Here is an 18625-nt window from a genome sequence, read left to right as displayed (position 1 = left end):
CTGCAAATATAAGGCTTTAGAAAATTAATCGGCACGTTGTTGAAGATAGAACTCTTCTTTAGATCGCATAGCGGCGGCTTCTGATTCAGATTTGTCTTTATAACCACAGTAGTGCAGAATGCCATGCGCCATGACTCTCGCTAGTTCCGTATCGAAACTTTGATTGAATTCGTTGGCGTTTTCTTTTACGCGTTCAATAGAAATAAATATTTCTCCATGAATTTCTTTCCCCATAGAGTAATCGAAACTAATCACATCGGTTAGGGTGTCATGATCTAAGAATTCAACATTAAGTTTGTGTAGAAATTCATCATCACAAAACACAATGGAAACCTCGCCCTCGTTATAATCTTCTTGGGAAATAATGGCACCGAGCCATGAGGCTGTAGTGTCAGCATTGGAAATTTCGAAGGGGACTTCTGAGCTAAAACTAATCATTTTTTATCTTAAAATATTCTTGAACTTTTTGCTTAAATTCTTGACGTAAAGGTAGGCTTTGTCGGTTCAATATCTCAGTCGTATTAAAATATTGTTTGATCGTTTCCGCGCTAGGAATTGGCGGTTGTGACCGCTCCGCTTTGCTGGTGTTGGAAACGCGCTTGGTGTCTTCGCCCTGCTGTTGTACGGCCTTTTCTAGTTTTAAGAGCTGATGCTTAAGGTTTTGCATTGCTTGTAAAGATTTTTCTGTAAGACCTTGATTAATAAGGTTTTGTTCGATTTTTTCCATAGAATCAAGCAGCTTTTGACCGTTGTCTCCAATGCCATTTTTGTCTAATAAATCTTGTAAAGCATTCCGCAACTCTTGTTGTTTTTTAAAGATCTCGAACAATTCGCCATTGTCCCCTTCTGAGCCTTCGCCTTCACCACCTTGATTTCCCTGTTGTCCTTGCTGACCTTGTTTGCCGTTTTGGCCTTCTTTTCCTTCTCCACCTTCTTGGCCCTCTTGGCCTTGCTCTCCTTTTTTGGAACCCTCACCTTCCTTCTTTGGCTCCCCATCTCCTTTTTCAGAACCTTCTTGTTCGCCCTCAGATTTTTCACCCTTTTTACCAAGCTCTTTTTCCATTTTCTTACTGAGTGCCTCTTGACTCATGATAATGTCTGGCAGTTGCATTTCGCCCTCGCCTTGTCCAGGAGACATCTGCATCTGCATTTCCATATTGTCCAGTGTGTTGCTGAGCATATCCGCTAATTTGTTGGTGGCTGTAATGGCAAATTGTTGCGCACCAATGGCTTCTCTAAAACTGTTTTCGGAGAGGAGTTCGAGACTTTTATCAATATTAAAAAAGACTTCTGTTATTTCTTTGTTGATAGATTCCGAAATCATGGGCTGGCGTAAGGATAGCGAAAACAAACTGTCATCGACATGCTCAAAGTGTTCGCGCAAATTACTTTGCCTCACAAGACGCTTGGCGTGCCCGGTGGTGTTTGTGGTGGATTCCTGAAAACGCTTCATGAGCAATTCTTGATCAAAAGAAAAGAGAAGCAAATTATCCAGAATTTGACGCAGCAAGTCAATGTCTTCACTCATTTGCTGACCGCCACCGCTGCTCATTTGCTGTGCCATTTTTTGACTCATTTGCTGCATTTTCTGAGCAGCCTTCTTTTGACTTTTTTGAGCCTTGTTTAGTTTCTCTTTTTGCTCCTGAGGGTCGGGAGATTGTTCTTTTTCGCCTAACTCATCACTTGCGTTTTCCTGATCTTTTTCAATCGATTCTTCAAGATTTGGGTCGTCTGGCAATTCAAGAGGTTTTGCAAGAGCGTCGTTATCTTTTCTTAAATCGTCTAGTTCTTTTGTAAGCTCCTTGAATTCTTCATTTAATTTTTCTTGGGCTTCTTTGGTGTTTTGTTCTTCGGATTCCTCCGCCAACTGCATCTGCTCTTTAGATAATTCATTCAAATTATCTAAAAGCTGTTCGGATTTTTTGGTTACATAATAGCGTTTTGTAAGCTCTAACAACTGCTCTAAACTGAGTTGTTTGTTTTTGTTCTTCTTCGCCATTTTTTCCAGTTTATCGGCGAGTTCTTCTTTGTTAATTTTATCGGTGATTTTCTTTAGCTCTTCTAATAATTTCTCATCCTTTTCGAGCGCTTCTTGCTGTGCTTCCAATCGTTTTTCAAGTTGTTCTTTAAACGGATCTTCCTCTTTTGATTTTTCAAACTGATTTAGATTGTCCTGCATTTTTTTATTGAACTCCTTCAACATCTTGTCTTGGGCCTGTTGTCGCTCTAAAAAAGATTTTAATTTTTGTTGATCGCTAAAATTAAGCTGTTCCTTTTCTTTTTGATTTTGAGATATTTCATTCAAATTTTTGTCTTGTTCGGACAGGGTGTTCAATGCCTTTTGAAAAGCAGTGGTCAATTCGCTTTGTTCCTCAAGTTGAATTTCTTGAATGGTGTTTTCACTTTTAGAATTGTAATTAAAAACACGGCTTCTAGTGGTTTTGGTTTTGTGGAAGGGGTCGTTGTCGGAAACCTCAAAGTAAAGCGCGTAGGGAGTGTCATCCATCAATTCTAAGCCAGAAGGAAACGCATGTGTGAACTCCTGAAAGGTAGTGGTGTTGGACGGCAAGCTTAGTTCGTTGATGTTAGACGCATCTGCCACTGGATAATAATAGAGTTTCAAATCTTTAATTCCATAATCGTCGGAGATTTGACCATAAAAATAAAGAGAAGCTTGGTAGGTAGAATCTTGTTTCATTTCCACCTTAATAGCTGGCGACTGGTCTGTGATGGTTTGTAATGAAAAGGCAAGATTTTCGTAGTTTTTAAGCTTGGAGTTGCTTGTTTGAATTGTATAATTCAAAGATTCAAAAACTTGTTTACTGAATTGAAATTTTTGATCGTTATGGTCAAAAAAAGCGATTGTATTTTTATAAGAAAAGGAAACGGTATCAGTGGACTTGGTACGCAACTCCCATTTCAACTTTGTGCCTTCTGGGATGGTGGCATTTCCGTTGTTGGCAATTTTTTCATCTGATTTTCCTGTATATGTTGGATAGTCTAAATACATGTCAAAACTGAGCAAAACAGGAATGGGCAACACCTCTAAACGGTAGGGCTTGGAAACCACCTCAGTAGTGACTAATTTAAAATCAATAGGGGAATTGGGATGTGAAAACTCATATTCAAAAACGCCCAATTCGGTTTGATTTAATATATAAACCTCATCGTTATAAACAATCTGAACGGATTCTGGAACGAACTTTCCAACGGTTTTAGCAACCAACGTAAAAGAGGTGTTTTCGATAGCCTCCAGATTGGTATTCATTATAAAAAACTCAAAAGGAGCGGGAGGTGCATAGGCGGTATTATAATTGACAACGCGTTTGAGGCTGTCTGTGAACACGGCTTGTTTCCCAAAAAGAATAAACAGAAATACAATAAGAATGGGGAGTAAAGCGTACCTAATATATTTAAGGTTTTCCTTAAAACTGACCGCACTTTTAAAAGGGACTAAGCTTAGGTTGTTCGATTTTTGTTCGATGCTTGCTAATAGAAACTCGGTGTGTTCGGATTGTTGGTTGAGTTGAAGGACATTTAAAAGCTTGTCTTTCACTTCTGGGAAATGATCGCCGACAATCTTGGAGGCGGTTTCAAGATCAATGCCTTTTTGGATCTTAAAATATTTTGCTAAGGGGATGAAAATAAACCCATAAAAAAGAAGGGCTTCAAAACCTAAAACGCAGTAAAATAAAAACAAGCGACCGGAAGAACCCAGCCAGAAAAAATGCTCAATACTCAACAGTAGCAGTACATAGAGCAATCCAATAGCGAAAAACAACAGAAGACCTTTCAATAAGGCGCTTAAATAATAACGTCTTATGAAATGCTCTAGTTTTTGTTCTATGTTGTGAAAACCGTCCAATTGATGATAAGTTTTGAGAGAATAAAATTACAATAATAATCCATATAGGGAGGCACTTTTTTGAATATGTGTGTAAATAGCGATGGGCGAGAAGCGAAACTAAGCCAATAACGAGGAATGAAAAACTGTTAAAACCACATTTATTTTTGGATACAACTGAGTTTTTTTATAAGTTTAACCATGATTTTGACCCAAATCTAAATCTTCATAAGCAGCTTAACCGAAGTTTAAGATATTATTTTAGTGTGAATTATCAGTGTGCACAGGTGTAAAGATTCAGGTGTGCTAACTGATGTTTTGGATAATAATAACATATTATCCAGAAATAAGAACTTATAAACAGGAGGTTTAATCTCCATATAACACGTTGACATTAATTTTAAACTGAATATCAAATGAATAAAATAAGCTTTTTAATAATCCTTCTTTTGAACATTTCAAATGCTGTAAGTCAAAATAAAGGGAATACAGATTCTACGTCTATACTGTCCTTCACAGATAAAATTATTATAAAAGCAAATATCGATACGCAAACCGACTCATATTCTATTCAATCAGAAAATGATTCAAACTTTCGCCTTTCTGCAAATAATCAATTTAGACTGGTATTATCACTAGATTATGAATTTATTGGTGCGAGCATTGGGTTTTCTCCAGAATTTCTCCCAGGAAACAATGACAATAATTTAAAAGGTAAATCAACTTATAAAGACTATAGTTTTCGTTTTTTTCTTGGAAACTGGACTCAAGGAATTAAATATAAAAAAGTACAAAGCTTTTATGTTGAAAACACAAATGATTTTATTTCAAACTGGATTGATGGACAAGATTTGTATATTCAATTTCCCGATCTTAAAACTATTTTTTGGGGCGGCTCTACCTCTTACGTTTTAAATCCAAACTTTTCATTAAGGAATGTAGCGTACAACACAGAGTGGCAACGAAAAAGTGCTGGGAGTTTTATTCCGACTTTGCGTTATGGGTATACTCATTTATCTGGGACTACAGGGGGTACTAAATTCTTTGAAAATAGTTTTGATATTGGTATTGCTCCTGAATACTATTATACTGCAGTAATTCACAAAAATTGGTTTGTTTCATTATATGCATCACCTTCTTTTGGTATTCGGTTTTCAAAGAGTGGAGAAAACGAAACAGATTTTATCGACAATAATGTGTACTGGCCTTTATCTTTTGACGGAGGGTTACAAATTGGCTATAGCTCTAGAAAGTATATTTATGGAGCCAATCTTAAATTTGAAACCACTTGGTACAATGAAGATAGCATGACCAATATTACGAATGATCTGTTTTTTATTAAAATTTATTTTGGGTATAGATTTAATGCTCCAAAAAAAGTTGAAAAAATTTTTAAAAAGATAAATAAAAGAATTGGTCTATAAAATAATACCAGCAAAGAACTGAGCTAAAAACAACTCTTTTCTTGATAAATTTTGTGCAATAATTTTCTAGGCATAATTTCACAATTAAGCTTATTTTGTTCTTTATTTTTTAGATGTCTATTGAAATAGACAATATCGCCTGTTGCTACATTCTATTTTTAAGCAATCTCACTCCAACTGTTAAAATTTTTAATTTTTTGGAAGCTTTCAATTTTTTTAGTAAGTTTATCCTTGATTTCGACCCCAAGTCTAAATCTTCAAGAAGCAACTTAACCGAAGTTTTAGATATTATTTACTGAGAGGAGCCCATTGATATAAAAGTGGGAGCGCGAGCAATGTGGTTAATAGCAGAGAAGAAATAAACACATCATTAAGATGATATATCCGTATCACTTTAAATATATTTAAAATGAAAAATACCATCCTAATTCTTTTCCTCGGAATGTCGCTAAGTTGCTTAGCGCAAGATTCACAATTGTTTCAAAACACTTGGTATTTACACAACCTAAACATTAATACCCAAAATAATGTACCTCCAATTAATAGTGAAGTAATGTCTATTTCTTTAACTTTAAACACGAACAATTTAAACACGAACAACTATAACTATTTTTCAAGTTGGGTATGCGAAAGCTTAGGTGGTGAAGTTGATTACGATGATGTGAATCAAAATTTTATGTTTACTAGTTTAGCTCAAACCCTAGGAGGGGGGTGTTATCAAACATCAAATGCTAATTATGAATCCCTGTATTTCAACTACTACTTCAACAATGTAAACAACCCTTTTGAGTATTCTATTTTAAGTAATAGTGATGGTAGCAAGACTTTAACCGTTAGCAATTCCTCTGGAGATAAAACGGTTTATGGGAGTGTGGTATTATCCACACATGAGTATTCAGTAAACAGGTTTTCTGTGTCTCCGAACCCTGTATTAGATGAATTGTTTATTTCCGAAATAGCAGGATTAAGCAACTTTAGTATCGCTATTTTTAATATAAATGGGAAACGGGTTTTATCATTAAACCGTTCAAATTTAAAAACGGAATCTTTTAATGTAGAAAAACTGTCAAAGGGGCTGTATTTTATTTTGTTTGAAGATAAGCTAGGACGGATTGAAATGAAAAAATTTATAAAGAAGTGAAAAGTAAAGAAATAATGAAGAAGATGTATTTATTGAAGAAGAAACTGATATTGTAGAGCAATGGATTTTCAATAAAAGTGAATACAAATCTCAACTAAACTTAAAACTTCCTGTTGATGACTTTTTTACTTGGTGCAAAACATCATTAGAAAACGAAAACAAGAAATTCGATTTTGACAACTATTTTATGGTTACAAGTTTAATCTTTGAAGTAGATTATGAAGTTCTGCAAGACAAAGAGAACCGAAATATTTCTTTTAAAACAGAACAAGGAGAGTTGATAATGCCAAAACTAAAAATCACTAAAAAAGAAAATGTATCCAAATAAACATAAAGTTACATCTTTAATGGATGGAAGATTTATAACAATTGATGATTCTTACTTCGATATTATAAAGGAATATCAAGATTTTTATATTGAGTTTTTCGAGAAGTCTTTTGGTTTCGAATTAAAAAACACACAAGAATTTTATTACCTAATTTCCGAAGAAACAAACGAAAACACTTCTCGTGACATAAGTATCTTTTTCTCAATATTTTGCTACGAACTAGACAAAGACGGAAAGAATTTTATGGATGAATTGGGATTTTCGGACTTTCATATTGAAGAAATAATAGAATACATAAAAAACAGTACTTGGTCTGATATTGTAAAATCAAATAAACAATTAAATGATGCTGATAGTATTAAAAGGTTAGTTGGTTCTACTATGGTGAAAAGGAACATTGCGATTAAACATCCAGACGATAAATATTCTTTTACCAAAGCATATAAATTATTCATCGACTTTGCACGAGAATTAATAAAATCTGAACCGAACCAAGAGCAATCGAACTAAATGTCAAGTATTATGCTTCGTTTACTTGATAAATAACTAAAATATTGTACTTTTGTTTCACAATGAAAGTAGCTCAAAAAATAGAAAATAAAATTAAAACGTTAAAAGAAGGTACTACTTTCAAGTACCAACAACTTTCTATTGAATCAAACGAATATAGTGCAGCTGCGAAAGCAATTGAACGTTTAATTGAAAAAGGAATTATCAAAAGAGTTTCTACAGGAGTTTTTTATAAACCTAAACAAACCATTTTTGGAGAGTTAAAACCCAATGAAGAAGAGTTATTGAAACCCTATTTATTCCAAAACAACAAAAGAATTGCTTACATAACAGGTGTTTCTTTATACAACCGAATGGGTTTAACAACTCAAGTACCAAGAAATATAAAAATTGCAAGTAGAGACAAACGAATAACAGTATCAGTTGGAAATATTAAAGGAAATCCAGTAAAAAGTTATGTAGATGTTACAGATAAAAATTTCTCTCTGCTAGAAACTTTAGATGCTCTCAAAGATTTTAAAAAAATACCAGATTTAGACAAGAATTCAGGAATCAAAATTATTTCGAATCAACTAAAAAAACTGAACACAAAAGAGATAAAACAACTCATTGACTATGCTTTATCTTATCCACCCAGAGTGAGGGCTTTTTTAGGTGCTTTATTAGAACAAATAAACTTTTTTATTGACTCTGAATTAAAAACATTAATAAAGAGTCTTAATCCACTTTCCGAATATAATTACGGAATTGATAAAAAAATACTACCAACTATAACCAATTGGAATATTATATGAAGCTACACGAAAATAAAGAACTATTCCAAGATGCGATAACTGCGACTTCTCAACAAAAGGGAATTCCAGAAATCTATATTGAAAAAGATTATTGGGTAACAATTGCTTTACACGCTATTTTCAACAGTGAGATTGGAAAAGAAACTGTTTTTAAAGGAGGTACTGCCCTATCTAAATGTAATCAGCTAATTGACCGATTTTCAGAAGATATTGATTTAGTAGTTTTAAGAAAAGATGGAGAGACAAACAATCAACTTAAATCTAAAATTAAAAAAATTTCAAAATGCGTTACGAAAGTAATTCCTGAGATAGAAGTTGAAGGAATAACTCACAAAATGGGAATGATACGTAAAACTGCTCACAGTTATGAAAAGAGTTTTAATGGAGATTTTGGACAAGTAAGAGACAATATTATTGTAGAATCTACTTGGCTTGGGCATTTTGAGCCATACACTACAGGAACAATATCGTCTTACATTTATGAAATGATGTTGAAGGCTAACCAACAAGATATAATTAATCAATACGAAATGAATCCTTTTGATGTTTTAGTATTAAGAACTGAAAGAACGCTATGTGAAAAGCTGATGAGTTTGGTTCGTTTTTCTCAAACAGAACAACCAATAACTGATTTGAGCAATAAGATTAGACACACATACGATATTCATATGATGTTAAAAGACGATGAACTTAAATCCTTTTTCAATTCAAAAGAATTTGATGTAATGCTTTTAAAGGTCGCAAAAGATGATGTGATAAGTTTTAAAAACAATAATAGTTGGTTATCAAACCATCCAATAAACACAATACTGTTTTCAGAAACTGAAAATACTTGGAATCAAGTCAAAGACACTTATGAAACCAGTTTTAAGGAATTAGTTTTTGGCGAATTTCCGTCGGAGAATAAAATAATGAAAACGTTAAAAGTAGTAGCTGAAAGATTAAAAAAAATTAAGTGGAATATAGAAACGGAAGAATAGCCAACGCAAAGCCATACACATTTACAGTCGCTACAGCCAGCTCAACGCCAAAACTGTAAAAGAGTATGTCTTCGCCAACGCTAGCCTGTTTGTGGAAAGAAAAGCCAGACAGGTAATAACTAAGTATTCGTGTTGGCGATAGCTCAAACATGAATACTATGTTGACTAACCCGGTTGCTGGCTATGGGGAAATCGGCAAGTTGAGTGAGGATAATTGTAAAAATTAAATGGCTTTAGAACAAAAAAAAATTGTGGAAAAACAAAAAATATGCTTTAGTTTCTATCTTTAAAATGAAACGTTGCTATGGAAATGGTTTTACATCTCTTTACAGAAATAATCATGGAACTTGGGGGAAAATAATGGAATTTAATCAAGTTAGTTCTACAACTATTTCGACTCATCTCAGATGACTCGATATTAAAATGGTTGACTATGATTAATTATCCCTAAAACAACCGAATCAAAAACACCACCTATTTCTTTGGGGAATGCCTTCAGCAATTCTATCTTTGTGGCACTAATACAAGACCATGAACACTTCCATTCGCGTACGATTTGCACCAAGCCCCACAGGGCCACTCCATATTGGAGGTGTGCGAACCGCTCTATTTAATTATTTATTCGCCAAAAAACACGGAGGTACTTTTGTGCTGCGTGTCGAAGATACCGACCAAAAACGTTATGTGGATGGCGCCGAAGACTATATGGTAAACGCACTGGACTGGTGCAACATTCCGTTTGATGAAGGCCCCGGAAAAGACGGCGGTTTTGGCCCGTACCGACAAAGTGAACGCAAGCATCTGTACAAACAATATGTGGATTTACTGATCGAAACCAACAAGGCTTATTATGCCTTTGACACGGCGGAAGCCCTAGACGGAGAGCGTAAAAATCACGAGGCAAAAGGCAAAACTTTCATTTACAATTGGCACAACAGAACCCGAGGTCGACTGGTTAATTCTTTGGTCTTATCCAAAGAAGAGGTAGATGTTAAAATAGCAAATGGCGATGCCTATGTGGTACGTTTTTTAGCCCCACAAGATGAAACGCTTGCGCTTACAGACCTCATCAGAGGCGACATAAAAATTGACACCAACACACTGGATGATAAGGTATTGTTCAAATCGGACGGCATGCCTACCTACCACCTTGCCAATGTGGTGGACGATTATTTAATGAAAATAACACACGTCATTCGTGGAGAAGAGTGGTTACCCTCCTTGGCATTGCACCAATTGCTTTACAACGCATTTGGATGGAAAGCCCCTGAATTTGCACACTTACCCCTAATCTTAAAACCAACAGGAAAAGGAAAACTGAGCAAACGCGACGGTGATAAACTCGGTTTTCCGGTATTTCCATTGAACTGGGAAGACCCCTCAACCAATAGCGTCTCAAAAGGCTATAAAGAAAGTGGTTACTTTTCGGAAGCCGTCATCAATTTCTTGGCATTCTTAGGCTGGAACCCCGGCACGGAACAAGAGATTTTTAGCTTAGAAGAACTTGTAAAAGCGTTTGATTTGAAAAACGTTCATAAAGCAGGCGCACGATTTGACCCAGACAAAACAAAATGGTTCAACCACCAATACATGCAAAAGGCAGAAAATGAAGACTTGGCAACAGCCTTTGTAAACACCACGTCAGAAATTGCAGCGATGGACCTTGGCTATGTAGAGCTTGTGGTAGCGCACATCAAAGAACGGGCAACCTTTCCTTCAGAATTTTGGGGACTAAGTCATTACTTTTTTAAAGCACCCGAAAATTACGCAGAAGCAGCCCTTAAAAAAGCGTGGAAAGAACATTCCAAAGACCTGATGCAACAATTAATTGTAGTACTTGAAACCGCCGACGACAGTACTGTTGAAACGCTTCAAACCACTGTAAAAGGATGGATTACTCAAAACGAAATAGGCTTTGGAAAAATCATGATGCCGCTAAGAGTCGCACTTGTTGGTGCATTGGAAGGAGCAGACGTATTTGACATCGTATATCTCATTGGGAAAACCGAAACAATCAAACGGATTCAAACACTGATCGACCGTCACTAATTAATCTAAATGTTGTGTAAGAAATTTGATTACTTTTGCCTTCGCATACAACGCATCCTGAAATAGAGTAAATGAAGTATATAAGAAACTTTTGTATCATCGCACACATTGACCACGGTAAAAGTACTTTGGCAGATCGCTTATTGGATTTTACGGGCGCCGTAACAGAGCGTGAAAAACAAAGCCAATTACTCGACAGTATGGATTTGGAGCGCGAGCGTGGTATTACCATCAAATCGCATGCGATTCAAATGGATTACACCTATAAAGGGCAAGAGTATGTTTTAAACTTAATTGACACCCCCGGTCATGTCGATTTTAGTTACGAGGTCTCTCGGTCCATCGCCGCCTGTGAAGGCGCACTATTGATTGTAGATGCTGCACAAAGCATTCAAGCACAAACCATTTCAAATTTATATTTAGCACTCGAGAATGATTTAGAAATTATTCCCGTTTTAAATAAAGTCGATTTACCAAGCGCAAATCCAGAAGAAGTCACCGATGATATCGTTGATTTACTCGGTTGTGATGCAGCCGATGTAATTCCTGCAAGTGCAAAAACAGGTATTGGTATTGAGGCGATTCTAACCGCAATTATAGAAAATATACCTCCTCCAAAAGGAGATCCAGAAGCACCGCTACAAGCGCTTGTTTTTGATTCTGTTTACAACTCTTTTAGAGGCGTTGAAACCTATTTTAAAATCAAAAACGGAAGCATTAAAAAAAACCAACAGGTAAAGTTTATTGCGACTGGAAAAGTATATGGTGCAGATGAGGTTGGTACGCTCAACCTGACGCAAACCCCTAAAAAAGAAATAAAAACAGGCGATGTTGGCTACTTAATTACGGGGATAAAAGATGCTCGCGATGTCAAAGTAGGAGACACCATTACAGATGCCAACTTCCCAACAACCGAAGCCGTTGAAGGGTTTGAAGATGTAAAACCAATGGTTTTTGCAGGACTCTATCCTGTAGATACTGAAGAATATGAAGAGCTGCGCGCTTCCATGGAAAAACTCCAATTGAATGATGCCTCTTTAGTCTTTCAAGCAGAAAGTTCTGCGGCTTTAGGCTTTGGATTTCGATGTGGGTTTTTAGGAATGCTGCACTTAGAAATCATACAAGAACGTTTAGAGCGCGAATTTAATATGACGGTCATTACAACCGTTCCCAATGTGTCTTACCACGCTTTTACGCGTAAAGACCCCGATACCGTTGTGATACTTAACAACCCAACCGATTTGCCTGATCCTTCTGGATTGGACCGTGTGGAAGAGCCTTACATTAAAGCGTCCATCATTACAAAATCTGATTTTGTTGGAAACGTCATGTCCTTGTGTATCGAAAAACGGGGGCAAATTACAAGTCAAACCTATTTGACGCCCGAGCGTGTAGAATTAACATTTGATATGCCTTTGGCTGAAATTGTATTTGACTTTTATGACCGATTGAAAACCGTTTCTAAAGGCTATGCCTCGTTCGATTATTCACCAATTGGGATGCGAGTTTCAAAATTAGTAAGAGTCGATGTGTTGCTTAACGGTCAAACGGTAGATGCACTTTCTGCATTAATTCACATCGATAACTCGGTAAACATTGGTAAAAAAATGTGTGCCAAACTAAAGGAACTCATTCCAAGGCAACAATTTGACATTCCTATTCAGGCCGCAATTGGTGCAAAAATCATTTCGAGAGAAACCGTTAAAGCGGTACGAAAAGATGTGACCGCCAAGTGTTATGGAGGAGATATTTCGAGAAAACGAAAACTTTTAGAAAATCAGAAAAAGGGTAAAAAACGAATGCGACAAGTTGGAAATGTAGAAATTCCGCAAGAGGCATTTATGGCTGTTTTGAAGCTCAACGATTAATCTCATTTTCAGTTTTTATATTTTTAAAGAAAGTCTTATATTTCAGGATAAACTTTAAACATAAAACCGATTGAATACTATTGCTTTTAAAACGATTGGAATTGGAGTTACTTTTTCCCCAAATCTAGAGGCCAATATTAATGAAGCCGCACGACTGGCTTTGTGTTTTGGTAGCAAATTAGTATTGATTCATGTCGGGGAATCTTCTGATAAAAAATCAAAAACATTTTTAAAATTCTTAAAACCCTTTGAAAATGACGGTTTAGAATTTGAGATTTTATTCAAGTCTGGTGATCCTGTAGATGTCATTCTGTCCTCAACCGTAGAAAAAAACGTGGACCTCCTTATCATTGGAGCCCTCAAAAAAGAAAACTTTTTAAAATACTACCTAGGGTCTATTGCACGAAAAATCACACGACAAGCAAGTTGTTCCGTGTTGCTTTTAATCAATCCTTCCAAAGAGCGGGTACCCTGTAAACACATTGTGGTTAATGGCTTGAAAGATCCAAAAACAAAAGAAACTGTCAATACGGCCTTTTTTGTTGGTCACCATTTAGGGGCTGATAAAATTACGGTCGTTGAAGAAATTGACCAAGAAGAAGTAAGTGTAAAAGTTGATGATGACAAATCCCTTAGAAAATCAACCATCATTAAAGAACGTTTGCGTTTAAGAGAAGAGGCGCGCGTTAAAAAAATATTAGACACAATTCCTGCGGATTACACAAAAGATTTGGCGATAAAATCTCAGCCTATTTTTGGAAAACGCGGGTATTCAATAGGGCATTATGCACAAGTCGCCAGAGCCGATTTATTAGTGATGAATGCTCCAGCGAAAATGACCTTTTGGGACCGTTTATTTCCACACGATATCGAACATATTTTAACTGAATTACCAACCGATGTATTAATTGTCCAATGAGAACCAAAGAAAATTCATTTGTTGGGTTTATAAAAGCCTTACCTAAAAATATGTTTTCTGGCTTAGTGGTCAGTCTTATTGCACTGCCCCTTGGGTTGGGATTGGCAATGGCGAGTGAGGCACCTCCAATTGCAGGAGTCATTACCGCAATCGTTGGCGGTGTAATCGTCTCAATTTTGGGCGGAAGCTTTGTTACCATTTCTGGGCCTGGAAACGGCTTGGTAGGCGTTGTTTTAGTCGCCATTACAACACTGGGGTTAACGGCTACCTATGCAGCCATTATTTGCTCGGGAATCATCTTAGTCATTCTTGGGTTTTTAAGACTCGGAAAATTGGCAGACTATTTTCCGTCCTCAGCAATTCAGGGAATGTTAGCAGCTATTGGACTTATTATTTTAGGCAAACAGTTCCACATCATGCTTGGCAATAAAATTGTCAGAGACAGTGGAATTGACTACCTGTTAGAAATTCCAAACACCATTATTACCGTCTTTCAGTTTGAGGATAAAAGCTTAATTTATGCCGCTGTGGCAGGGATTCTAAGCTTGGCAATTATGGTCTTTTATTCAAAGATTCGAAACAAATACCTTCAGTTGATTCCTGCGCCCATGTGGATTGTCATTCTATCTGTTGGATTTAGTTATTATTATGAGTTAATCCTGAAAACACCAAACCCCATTTCAAGTGCTTATATGATTCCGGGGATTCCAAATATTCAGGAAATAATAACGGACATCCCAACGCCAAACTTTGAAATGGTAGGGACACTTTCCTTTTGGTCAAGCGTCATTGCACTGACCTTAATTGCCAGTATTGAATCCTTATTAAGCATCAAAGCCGTTGATAAATTAGACGTCCGTAAAAGACGATCCAACGTCAATAAAGACATTAAGGCCCTCGGACTGGCAACGGTTGTAAGTGGGTTTTTAGGAGGGTTAAATGTCGTAACCGTCATTGCAAGAAGTTCGGTAAACGTGAACAACGGCGGAAGCAATCGCTCTTCAAATTTATTTCATGCCTTGTTTCTGGTCGTGTTTATTGTTCTGTTTAGTAAGGAGTTGACCCGAATTCCACTCACCGCCTTGATGGCAATTCTTGTATATACAGGCTATAAGCTCGCATCCCCTGACGTGGTGCGTCGTATTTTTACCATTGGAAAAGAACAACTCATCATCTTCTTTGCAACCCTGTTTGTCACCCTTAAAGTGGGATTGATTTCTGGAATTGTTGCGGGATTAATTGCCACTTTTATCATTCATATTGTAGTCACAAAAAGTTTAAGTTTATTTATAAAAAATATTCTAAAACCAAATGTGCTCATGTTTAAGGAAGAAGATGGAAGTTATTTTTTGAGTATAAAGCATTTCTGTAGTTTTTTAAATTTTAACATCCTCAAAAACAAACTAGAGGCCATTCCCGAACAAAGTGATGTGATTGTTGATTTTTCATTGTGTGGTTTTGTGGACCATTCCGTCATGGAAAACATCCATGATTATCAAGAATTATTTCATAAAAAAGGGGGGAATATTGGTGTCATTGGATTGGACATCTTAGGTACAAAGTCAGAACACCCGTTTGCATTGAGACGCTTGTTACCGCTTCAAAATATCATCCCTGACAACAAAACAAAACGTCAAAATAATCTTGAACTCGTCGCAGCGGATTTTAAATTGACTTATGATCCTCTAAAGCGTAGAAACACTGTGTTTTTAGAAAACTTCATCTATTTTAAAACAAAAAAGGTGGAGCATGTTTTTAATCAACTATCAAGGAAAAACGACCCTTATCGTTTGTTTGATATCACCTTTTCGGAAGGGGAATTTATCGCCAAGGAAGTTGTCCGATCCACCATGCTTTATATCAAAACCTCCCCAAATGTTCCTGTGTTTACATTGGACCGAGAGGGCTTGTTAGAACGGTTTTACACCTTAGCTGGCTATAGAGATATTGAGATTAAAAACCACGCTGATTTCTCAAAACGATTTTATTTAAGAGGCGAAAATGCTCAGGAAATTAGATCCCTTTTTACAGACGAACTCGTGCGGTTTTTTGAAAGCAACGCCTATTATCATATCGAATCTAGTAAAGACGGGTTATTGATTTTTAATAAAGAACGCATCGCAAGCATAAAGGAAATCAAAGCCTTGTTGGACTTTGGGGTTCGGTTAAATGCAATCATAAACAAGGTTTAAGATGAGGCTATACCCTATCAATGTTGGTAATTTTAAATTAGACGGGGGGGCAATGTTTGGTGTTGTACCAAAAGCGATCTGGAACAAAACAAACCCTGCGGACGAAAACAACATGATTGATATTGCGTCTCGCTGTTTGTTGATCGAAGACGGAAACCGTTTAATTTTAATTGATACGGGGATGGGAACCAAACAAAGTGATAAATTTTTTAATTACTATTACCGTTGGGGAACGCATTCGTTGGACGGCGCGCTTGCTTCACACGGGTTTTGTAGAGACGACGTCACAGATGTGTTTTTGACCCACTTACATTTTGATCATTGTGGGGGTTGCGTGCAATGGAATTCTGATAGAACGGGCTATGAAATTGCCTTTAAAAATGCTACTTTTTGGAGTAACGAGGACCATTGGCAATGGGCTCTAAATCCCAATAAACGGGAGCGTGCTTCTTTTTTGACAGAGAATATTATGCCAATCGAAGCAAGTGGACACTTAAAACATATCCCCGTTCCGGACGGAGATATACTGCGAAATACGAGTTTGGGGTTTGATGTGTTTTTTGCAAACGGACATACAGATAAACAGATGATACCGATGATTTCCTATAAAGGAAAAACCATTTGTTTTATGGCTGATTTGTTGCCAACCGTAGGACATATCTCTCTGCCTTTTGTCATGGGATACGACACAAGACCGCTGCTAACTTTAGACGAAAAAGATCGTTTTTTAAAACTGGCTGCGGATCAAAATTATTTTTTACTTTTGGAACATGACGCTCATAACGAATTAATTACCGTCAAGCATACCGAAAAAGGGGTGCGCCTGAACGATACTTACGCCTTTAATAATCTATTTTAAAACTCAAAAAAATGAACTCAAACCTACACAAACTACTTCAAAGAATCACCTATCTTTTGGGTGTCTTCTTTATTTTAAGCTGCGGATCAACTGCCCCCATCGTATCAACCCCCATTGAAAATATTGATTTAATTCCACTTAAAGCAGTAGATCTTACAGACGCCGAAGAAAAAGAATGGAGTCATTTAGACCTCAAAACAGATACAGTCCCTGGGATAAGCTTACATAAAGCCTATAAAAAATTGGTGAAACCAAAGAGTAAAACAGTGATTGTAGCGGTTATTGACTCTGGAATCGACATTCATCACGAAGATTTAAAAGATACTATTTGGGTCAATGCTGATGAAATTCCTAACAATGGAAAAGACGATGACAACAACGGGTACATAGACGATGTGAATGGTTGGAATTTCCTTGGGGAATCCAACAACGAACAGTTAGAATATGTGCGACTAATAGCAAGTGGCGATACAACCCACCCTCGCTATGCAGAGGCAAAAGAATTGCTTACAAAAGAGCGGGAGAGCACAAGCCGTCTAAAAAGACAATACGATGGAATTATAGGGAAATTAAGCACTGCGGATGCTGCGGTAGCAGACTATTTAAAAAACCCTAATTATACAAAAGAAGATGTGGAAGGCATCTCTACAACAGATAAGGCGTTATTAAAACATCTGAATATTATCAAACAATCCTATGGGTTTGGATTTGAGAGTATGGATGCGATGATGAAAGATATGAAGCGAGGGCTTAAATCTTTCAACGATCGTTTAGATTATAGTTTAAATGTGGACTTTGATGGAAGAAGTATTGTTGGAGATAACCCTAACGATTTGAACGATCGCTCTTATGGTGATAATGATGTAAGACCAAAAAATGGCCGCAGTCATGGAACTCATGTTTCTGGTATTATAGCCGCCGAACGCAACAATGGAATTGGAATGAATGGGGTGGCTAATAATGTAAAAATTATGGCGATCCGCAACACACCTAATGGCGATGAATACGACAAGGATGTGGCTTTAGGGGTGTATTACGCCGTTGATAATGGTGCTAAAGTTATTAATATGAGTTTTGGTAAAAAGTTTTCGCCTCATAGTGATTGGGTGAGAGACGCCATTGCTTATGCAGCTAAAAAAGATGTGTTGATTGTGGCTGGATCTGGAAATGATGGCAAAAACACCGATGAAAATAATTATTTCCCGAACGATCAAATCGACAATGGAGCTGAGGTGGCTAACAATTTTGTTAAGGTCGGATCAAACGGTCCAAAATACGGCTCAACATTGGCTGCTAGCTATTCCAATTATGGGGAAAACACGGTAGATGTGTTTGCGCCAGGTTCTCAAATTTATTCAACCTATCCTAAAAATAGCTACGAATTTGCAAGCGGAACTTCCATGGCTTCCCCAATGGTGGCAGGTGTGGCAGCTTTGATATTTTCGCAATATCCAAACTTAAGTGCGGCACAAGTAAAACAAATACTAATGACCTCTGGGATTGCTATTAATAAAAAAGTATCTTTAGAAAATGGTACTGTGGTGCCCTTTTCTGATCTGTCAAAATCAGGAAGAATCGTCAACGTTTATAACGCATTACTAATGGCGTCAAAGCTGTCTAAATGATTCTAAAACCATGAACCATTGATAACTAAAACTAGGCAACCAGCAAAACTAGTTAATAGATGTTATATTTGAACAAAAACCAATAAACACA

14 protein-coding genes are annotated in these 18625 nt (G+C 36.7%); 12 read left to right on the top strand and 2 right to left on the bottom strand.

From position 1 onward, the window contains the following. Window positions 1-24: 24 nt before the first annotated feature. Together ybeY and FORMB_RS06090 are read right to left on the bottom strand one after the other, a co-directional pair. Window positions 25-438 (bottom strand): rRNA maturation RNase YbeY, encoded by a 414-nt coding sequence (gene ybeY / locus FORMB_RS06095; RefSeq protein ID WP_069676609.1) that lies wholly within the window; start codon window positions 436-438, stop codon window positions 25-27. Further along, the gene (locus tag FORMB_RS06090) at window positions 431-3865 is read right to left on the bottom strand and encodes a DUF4175 family protein (RefSeq protein WP_069676608.1); all 3435 of its coding nucleotides are present in this window, start codon (window positions 3863-3865) and stop codon (window positions 431-433) included. The genes ybeY and FORMB_RS06090 overlap by 8 nt, the downstream gene beginning before the upstream one ends. 395 nt (window positions 3866-4260) lie before the next feature. Between FORMB_RS06090 and FORMB_RS06085 the strand changes: the two genes are divergently transcribed. From FORMB_RS06085 to FORMB_RS06030, 12 genes are all read left to right on the top strand, one after another. Continuing rightward, window positions 4261-5268, top strand: coding sequence for a DUF4421 family protein (locus FORMB_RS06085; RefSeq protein WP_069676607.1), 1008 nt, complete (start codon window positions 4261-4263; stop codon window positions 5266-5268). 409 nt (window positions 5269-5677) lie between these two features. Further along, window positions 5678-6409 carry a T9SS type A sorting domain-containing protein gene (locus FORMB_RS06075; protein WP_083243918.1) on the top strand — a complete coding sequence of 244 codons (732 nt, stop codon included), beginning with the start codon at window positions 5678-5680 and terminating at the stop codon, window positions 6407-6409. Window positions 6410-6596: 187 nt separating this feature from the next. Beyond that, window positions 6597-6737, top strand: a complete 141-nt coding sequence (locus FORMB_RS12985; protein WP_157498082.1) for a hypothetical protein — start codon at window positions 6597-6599, stop codon at window positions 6735-6737. Between the two features lie 19 nt (window positions 6738-6756). Beyond that, on the top strand, window positions 6757-7248 hold the full coding sequence (locus tag FORMB_RS06070) for a condensin complex protein MksE (protein ID WP_157498081.1): 492 nt from the start codon (window positions 6757-6759) through the stop codon (window positions 7246-7248). Window positions 7249-7310: 62 nt separating this feature from the next. Next, window positions 7311-8042, top strand: coding sequence for a DUF6088 family protein (locus FORMB_RS06065; RefSeq protein WP_069676603.1), 732 nt, complete (start codon window positions 7311-7313; stop codon window positions 8040-8042). Beyond that, a complete protein-coding gene (locus FORMB_RS06060) occupies window positions 8039-9022 on the top strand; it encodes a nucleotidyl transferase AbiEii/AbiGii toxin family protein (RefSeq protein ID WP_069676602.1) in 984 nt (327 codons plus the stop codon). The genes FORMB_RS06065 and FORMB_RS06060 overlap by 4 nt, the downstream gene beginning before the upstream one ends. A gap of 531 nt (window positions 9023-9553) precedes the next feature. Continuing rightward, a complete protein-coding gene (gltX, locus tag FORMB_RS06055; RefSeq protein ID WP_069676601.1) occupies window positions 9554-11071 on the top strand; it encodes a glutamate--tRNA ligase in 1518 nt (505 codons plus the stop codon). A 71-nt stretch (window positions 11072-11142) separates the two neighbouring features. After that, entirely contained in the window at window positions 11143-12939 is a 1797-nt protein-coding gene (gene lepA / locus FORMB_RS06050; RefSeq protein ID WP_069676600.1) for a translation elongation factor 4, read from the top strand. A 70-nt stretch (window positions 12940-13009) separates the two neighbouring features. Beyond that, window positions 13010-13858, top strand: a complete 849-nt coding sequence (locus FORMB_RS06045; RefSeq protein WP_069676599.1) for a universal stress protein — start codon at window positions 13010-13012, stop codon at window positions 13856-13858. Then, the gene (locus FORMB_RS06040; protein WP_069676598.1) at window positions 13855-16050 is read left to right on the top strand and encodes a SulP family inorganic anion transporter; all 2196 of its coding nucleotides are present in this window, start codon (window positions 13855-13857) and stop codon (window positions 16048-16050) included. The genes FORMB_RS06045 and FORMB_RS06040 overlap by 4 nt, the downstream gene beginning before the upstream one ends. Before the next feature lies 1 nt (window position 16051). After that, entirely contained in the window at window positions 16052-16909 is an 858-nt protein-coding gene (locus FORMB_RS06035) for an MBL fold metallo-hydrolase (RefSeq protein WP_069676597.1), read from the top strand. Between the two features lie 11 nt (window positions 16910-16920). Beyond that, window positions 16921-18534: a S8 family peptidase gene (locus FORMB_RS06030; RefSeq protein ID WP_069676596.1), complete on the top strand. Its 1614-nt coding sequence runs from the start codon at window positions 16921-16923 to the stop codon at window positions 18532-18534. Window positions 18535-18625 lie beyond the last annotated feature (91 nt).

Origin of the sequence: Formosa sp. Hel1_33_131, assembly GCF_001735745.1 — a bacterium.
In the GTDB taxonomy this organism is placed as follows: domain Bacteria; phylum Bacteroidota; class Bacteroidia; order Flavobacteriales; family Flavobacteriaceae; genus Hel1-33-131.
The sequence above is the reverse complement of the archived record's forward strand: the minus strand, read 5'-3'. Positions and strand labels throughout refer to the sequence as shown.

Bases quoted from the DNA above. Each gene is read 5' to 3' on its own strand.
- ybeY (WP_069676609.1), bottom strand. From the start codon at position 438: ATGATTAGTTTTAGCTCAGAAGTCCCCTTCGAAATTTCCAATGCTGAC.
- FORMB_RS06085 (WP_069676607.1), top strand. From the start codon at position 4,261: ATGAATAAAATAAGCTTTTTAATAATCCTTCTTTTGAACATTTCAAAT.
- FORMB_RS06075 (WP_083243918.1), top strand. From the start codon at position 5,678: ATGAAAAATACCATCCTAATTCTTTTCCTCGGAATGTCGCTAAGTTGC.
- FORMB_RS12985 (WP_157498082.1), top strand. From the start codon at position 6,597: ATGGTTACAAGTTTAATCTTTGAAGTAGATTATGAAGTTCTGCAAGAC.
- FORMB_RS06070 (WP_157498081.1), top strand. From the start codon at position 6,757: ATGGATGGAAGATTTATAACAATTGATGATTCTTACTTCGATATTATA.
- FORMB_RS06065 (WP_069676603.1), top strand. From the start codon at position 7,311: ATGAAAGTAGCTCAAAAAATAGAAAATAAAATTAAAACGTTAAAAGAA.
- FORMB_RS06060 (WP_069676602.1), top strand. From the start codon at position 8,039: ATGAAGCTACACGAAAATAAAGAACTATTCCAAGATGCGATAACTGCG.
- gltX (WP_069676601.1), top strand. From the start codon at position 9,554: ATGAACACTTCCATTCGCGTACGATTTGCACCAAGCCCCACAGGGCCA.
- lepA (WP_069676600.1), top strand. From the start codon at position 11,143: ATGAAGTATATAAGAAACTTTTGTATCATCGCACACATTGACCACGGT.
- FORMB_RS06040 (WP_069676598.1), top strand. From the start codon at position 13,855: ATGAGAACCAAAGAAAATTCATTTGTTGGGTTTATAAAAGCCTTACCT.
- FORMB_RS06035 (WP_069676597.1), top strand. From the start codon at position 16,052: ATGAGGCTATACCCTATCAATGTTGGTAATTTTAAATTAGACGGGGGG.
- FORMB_RS06030 (WP_069676596.1), top strand. From the start codon at position 16,921: ATGAACTCAAACCTACACAAACTACTTCAAAGAATCACCTATCTTTTG.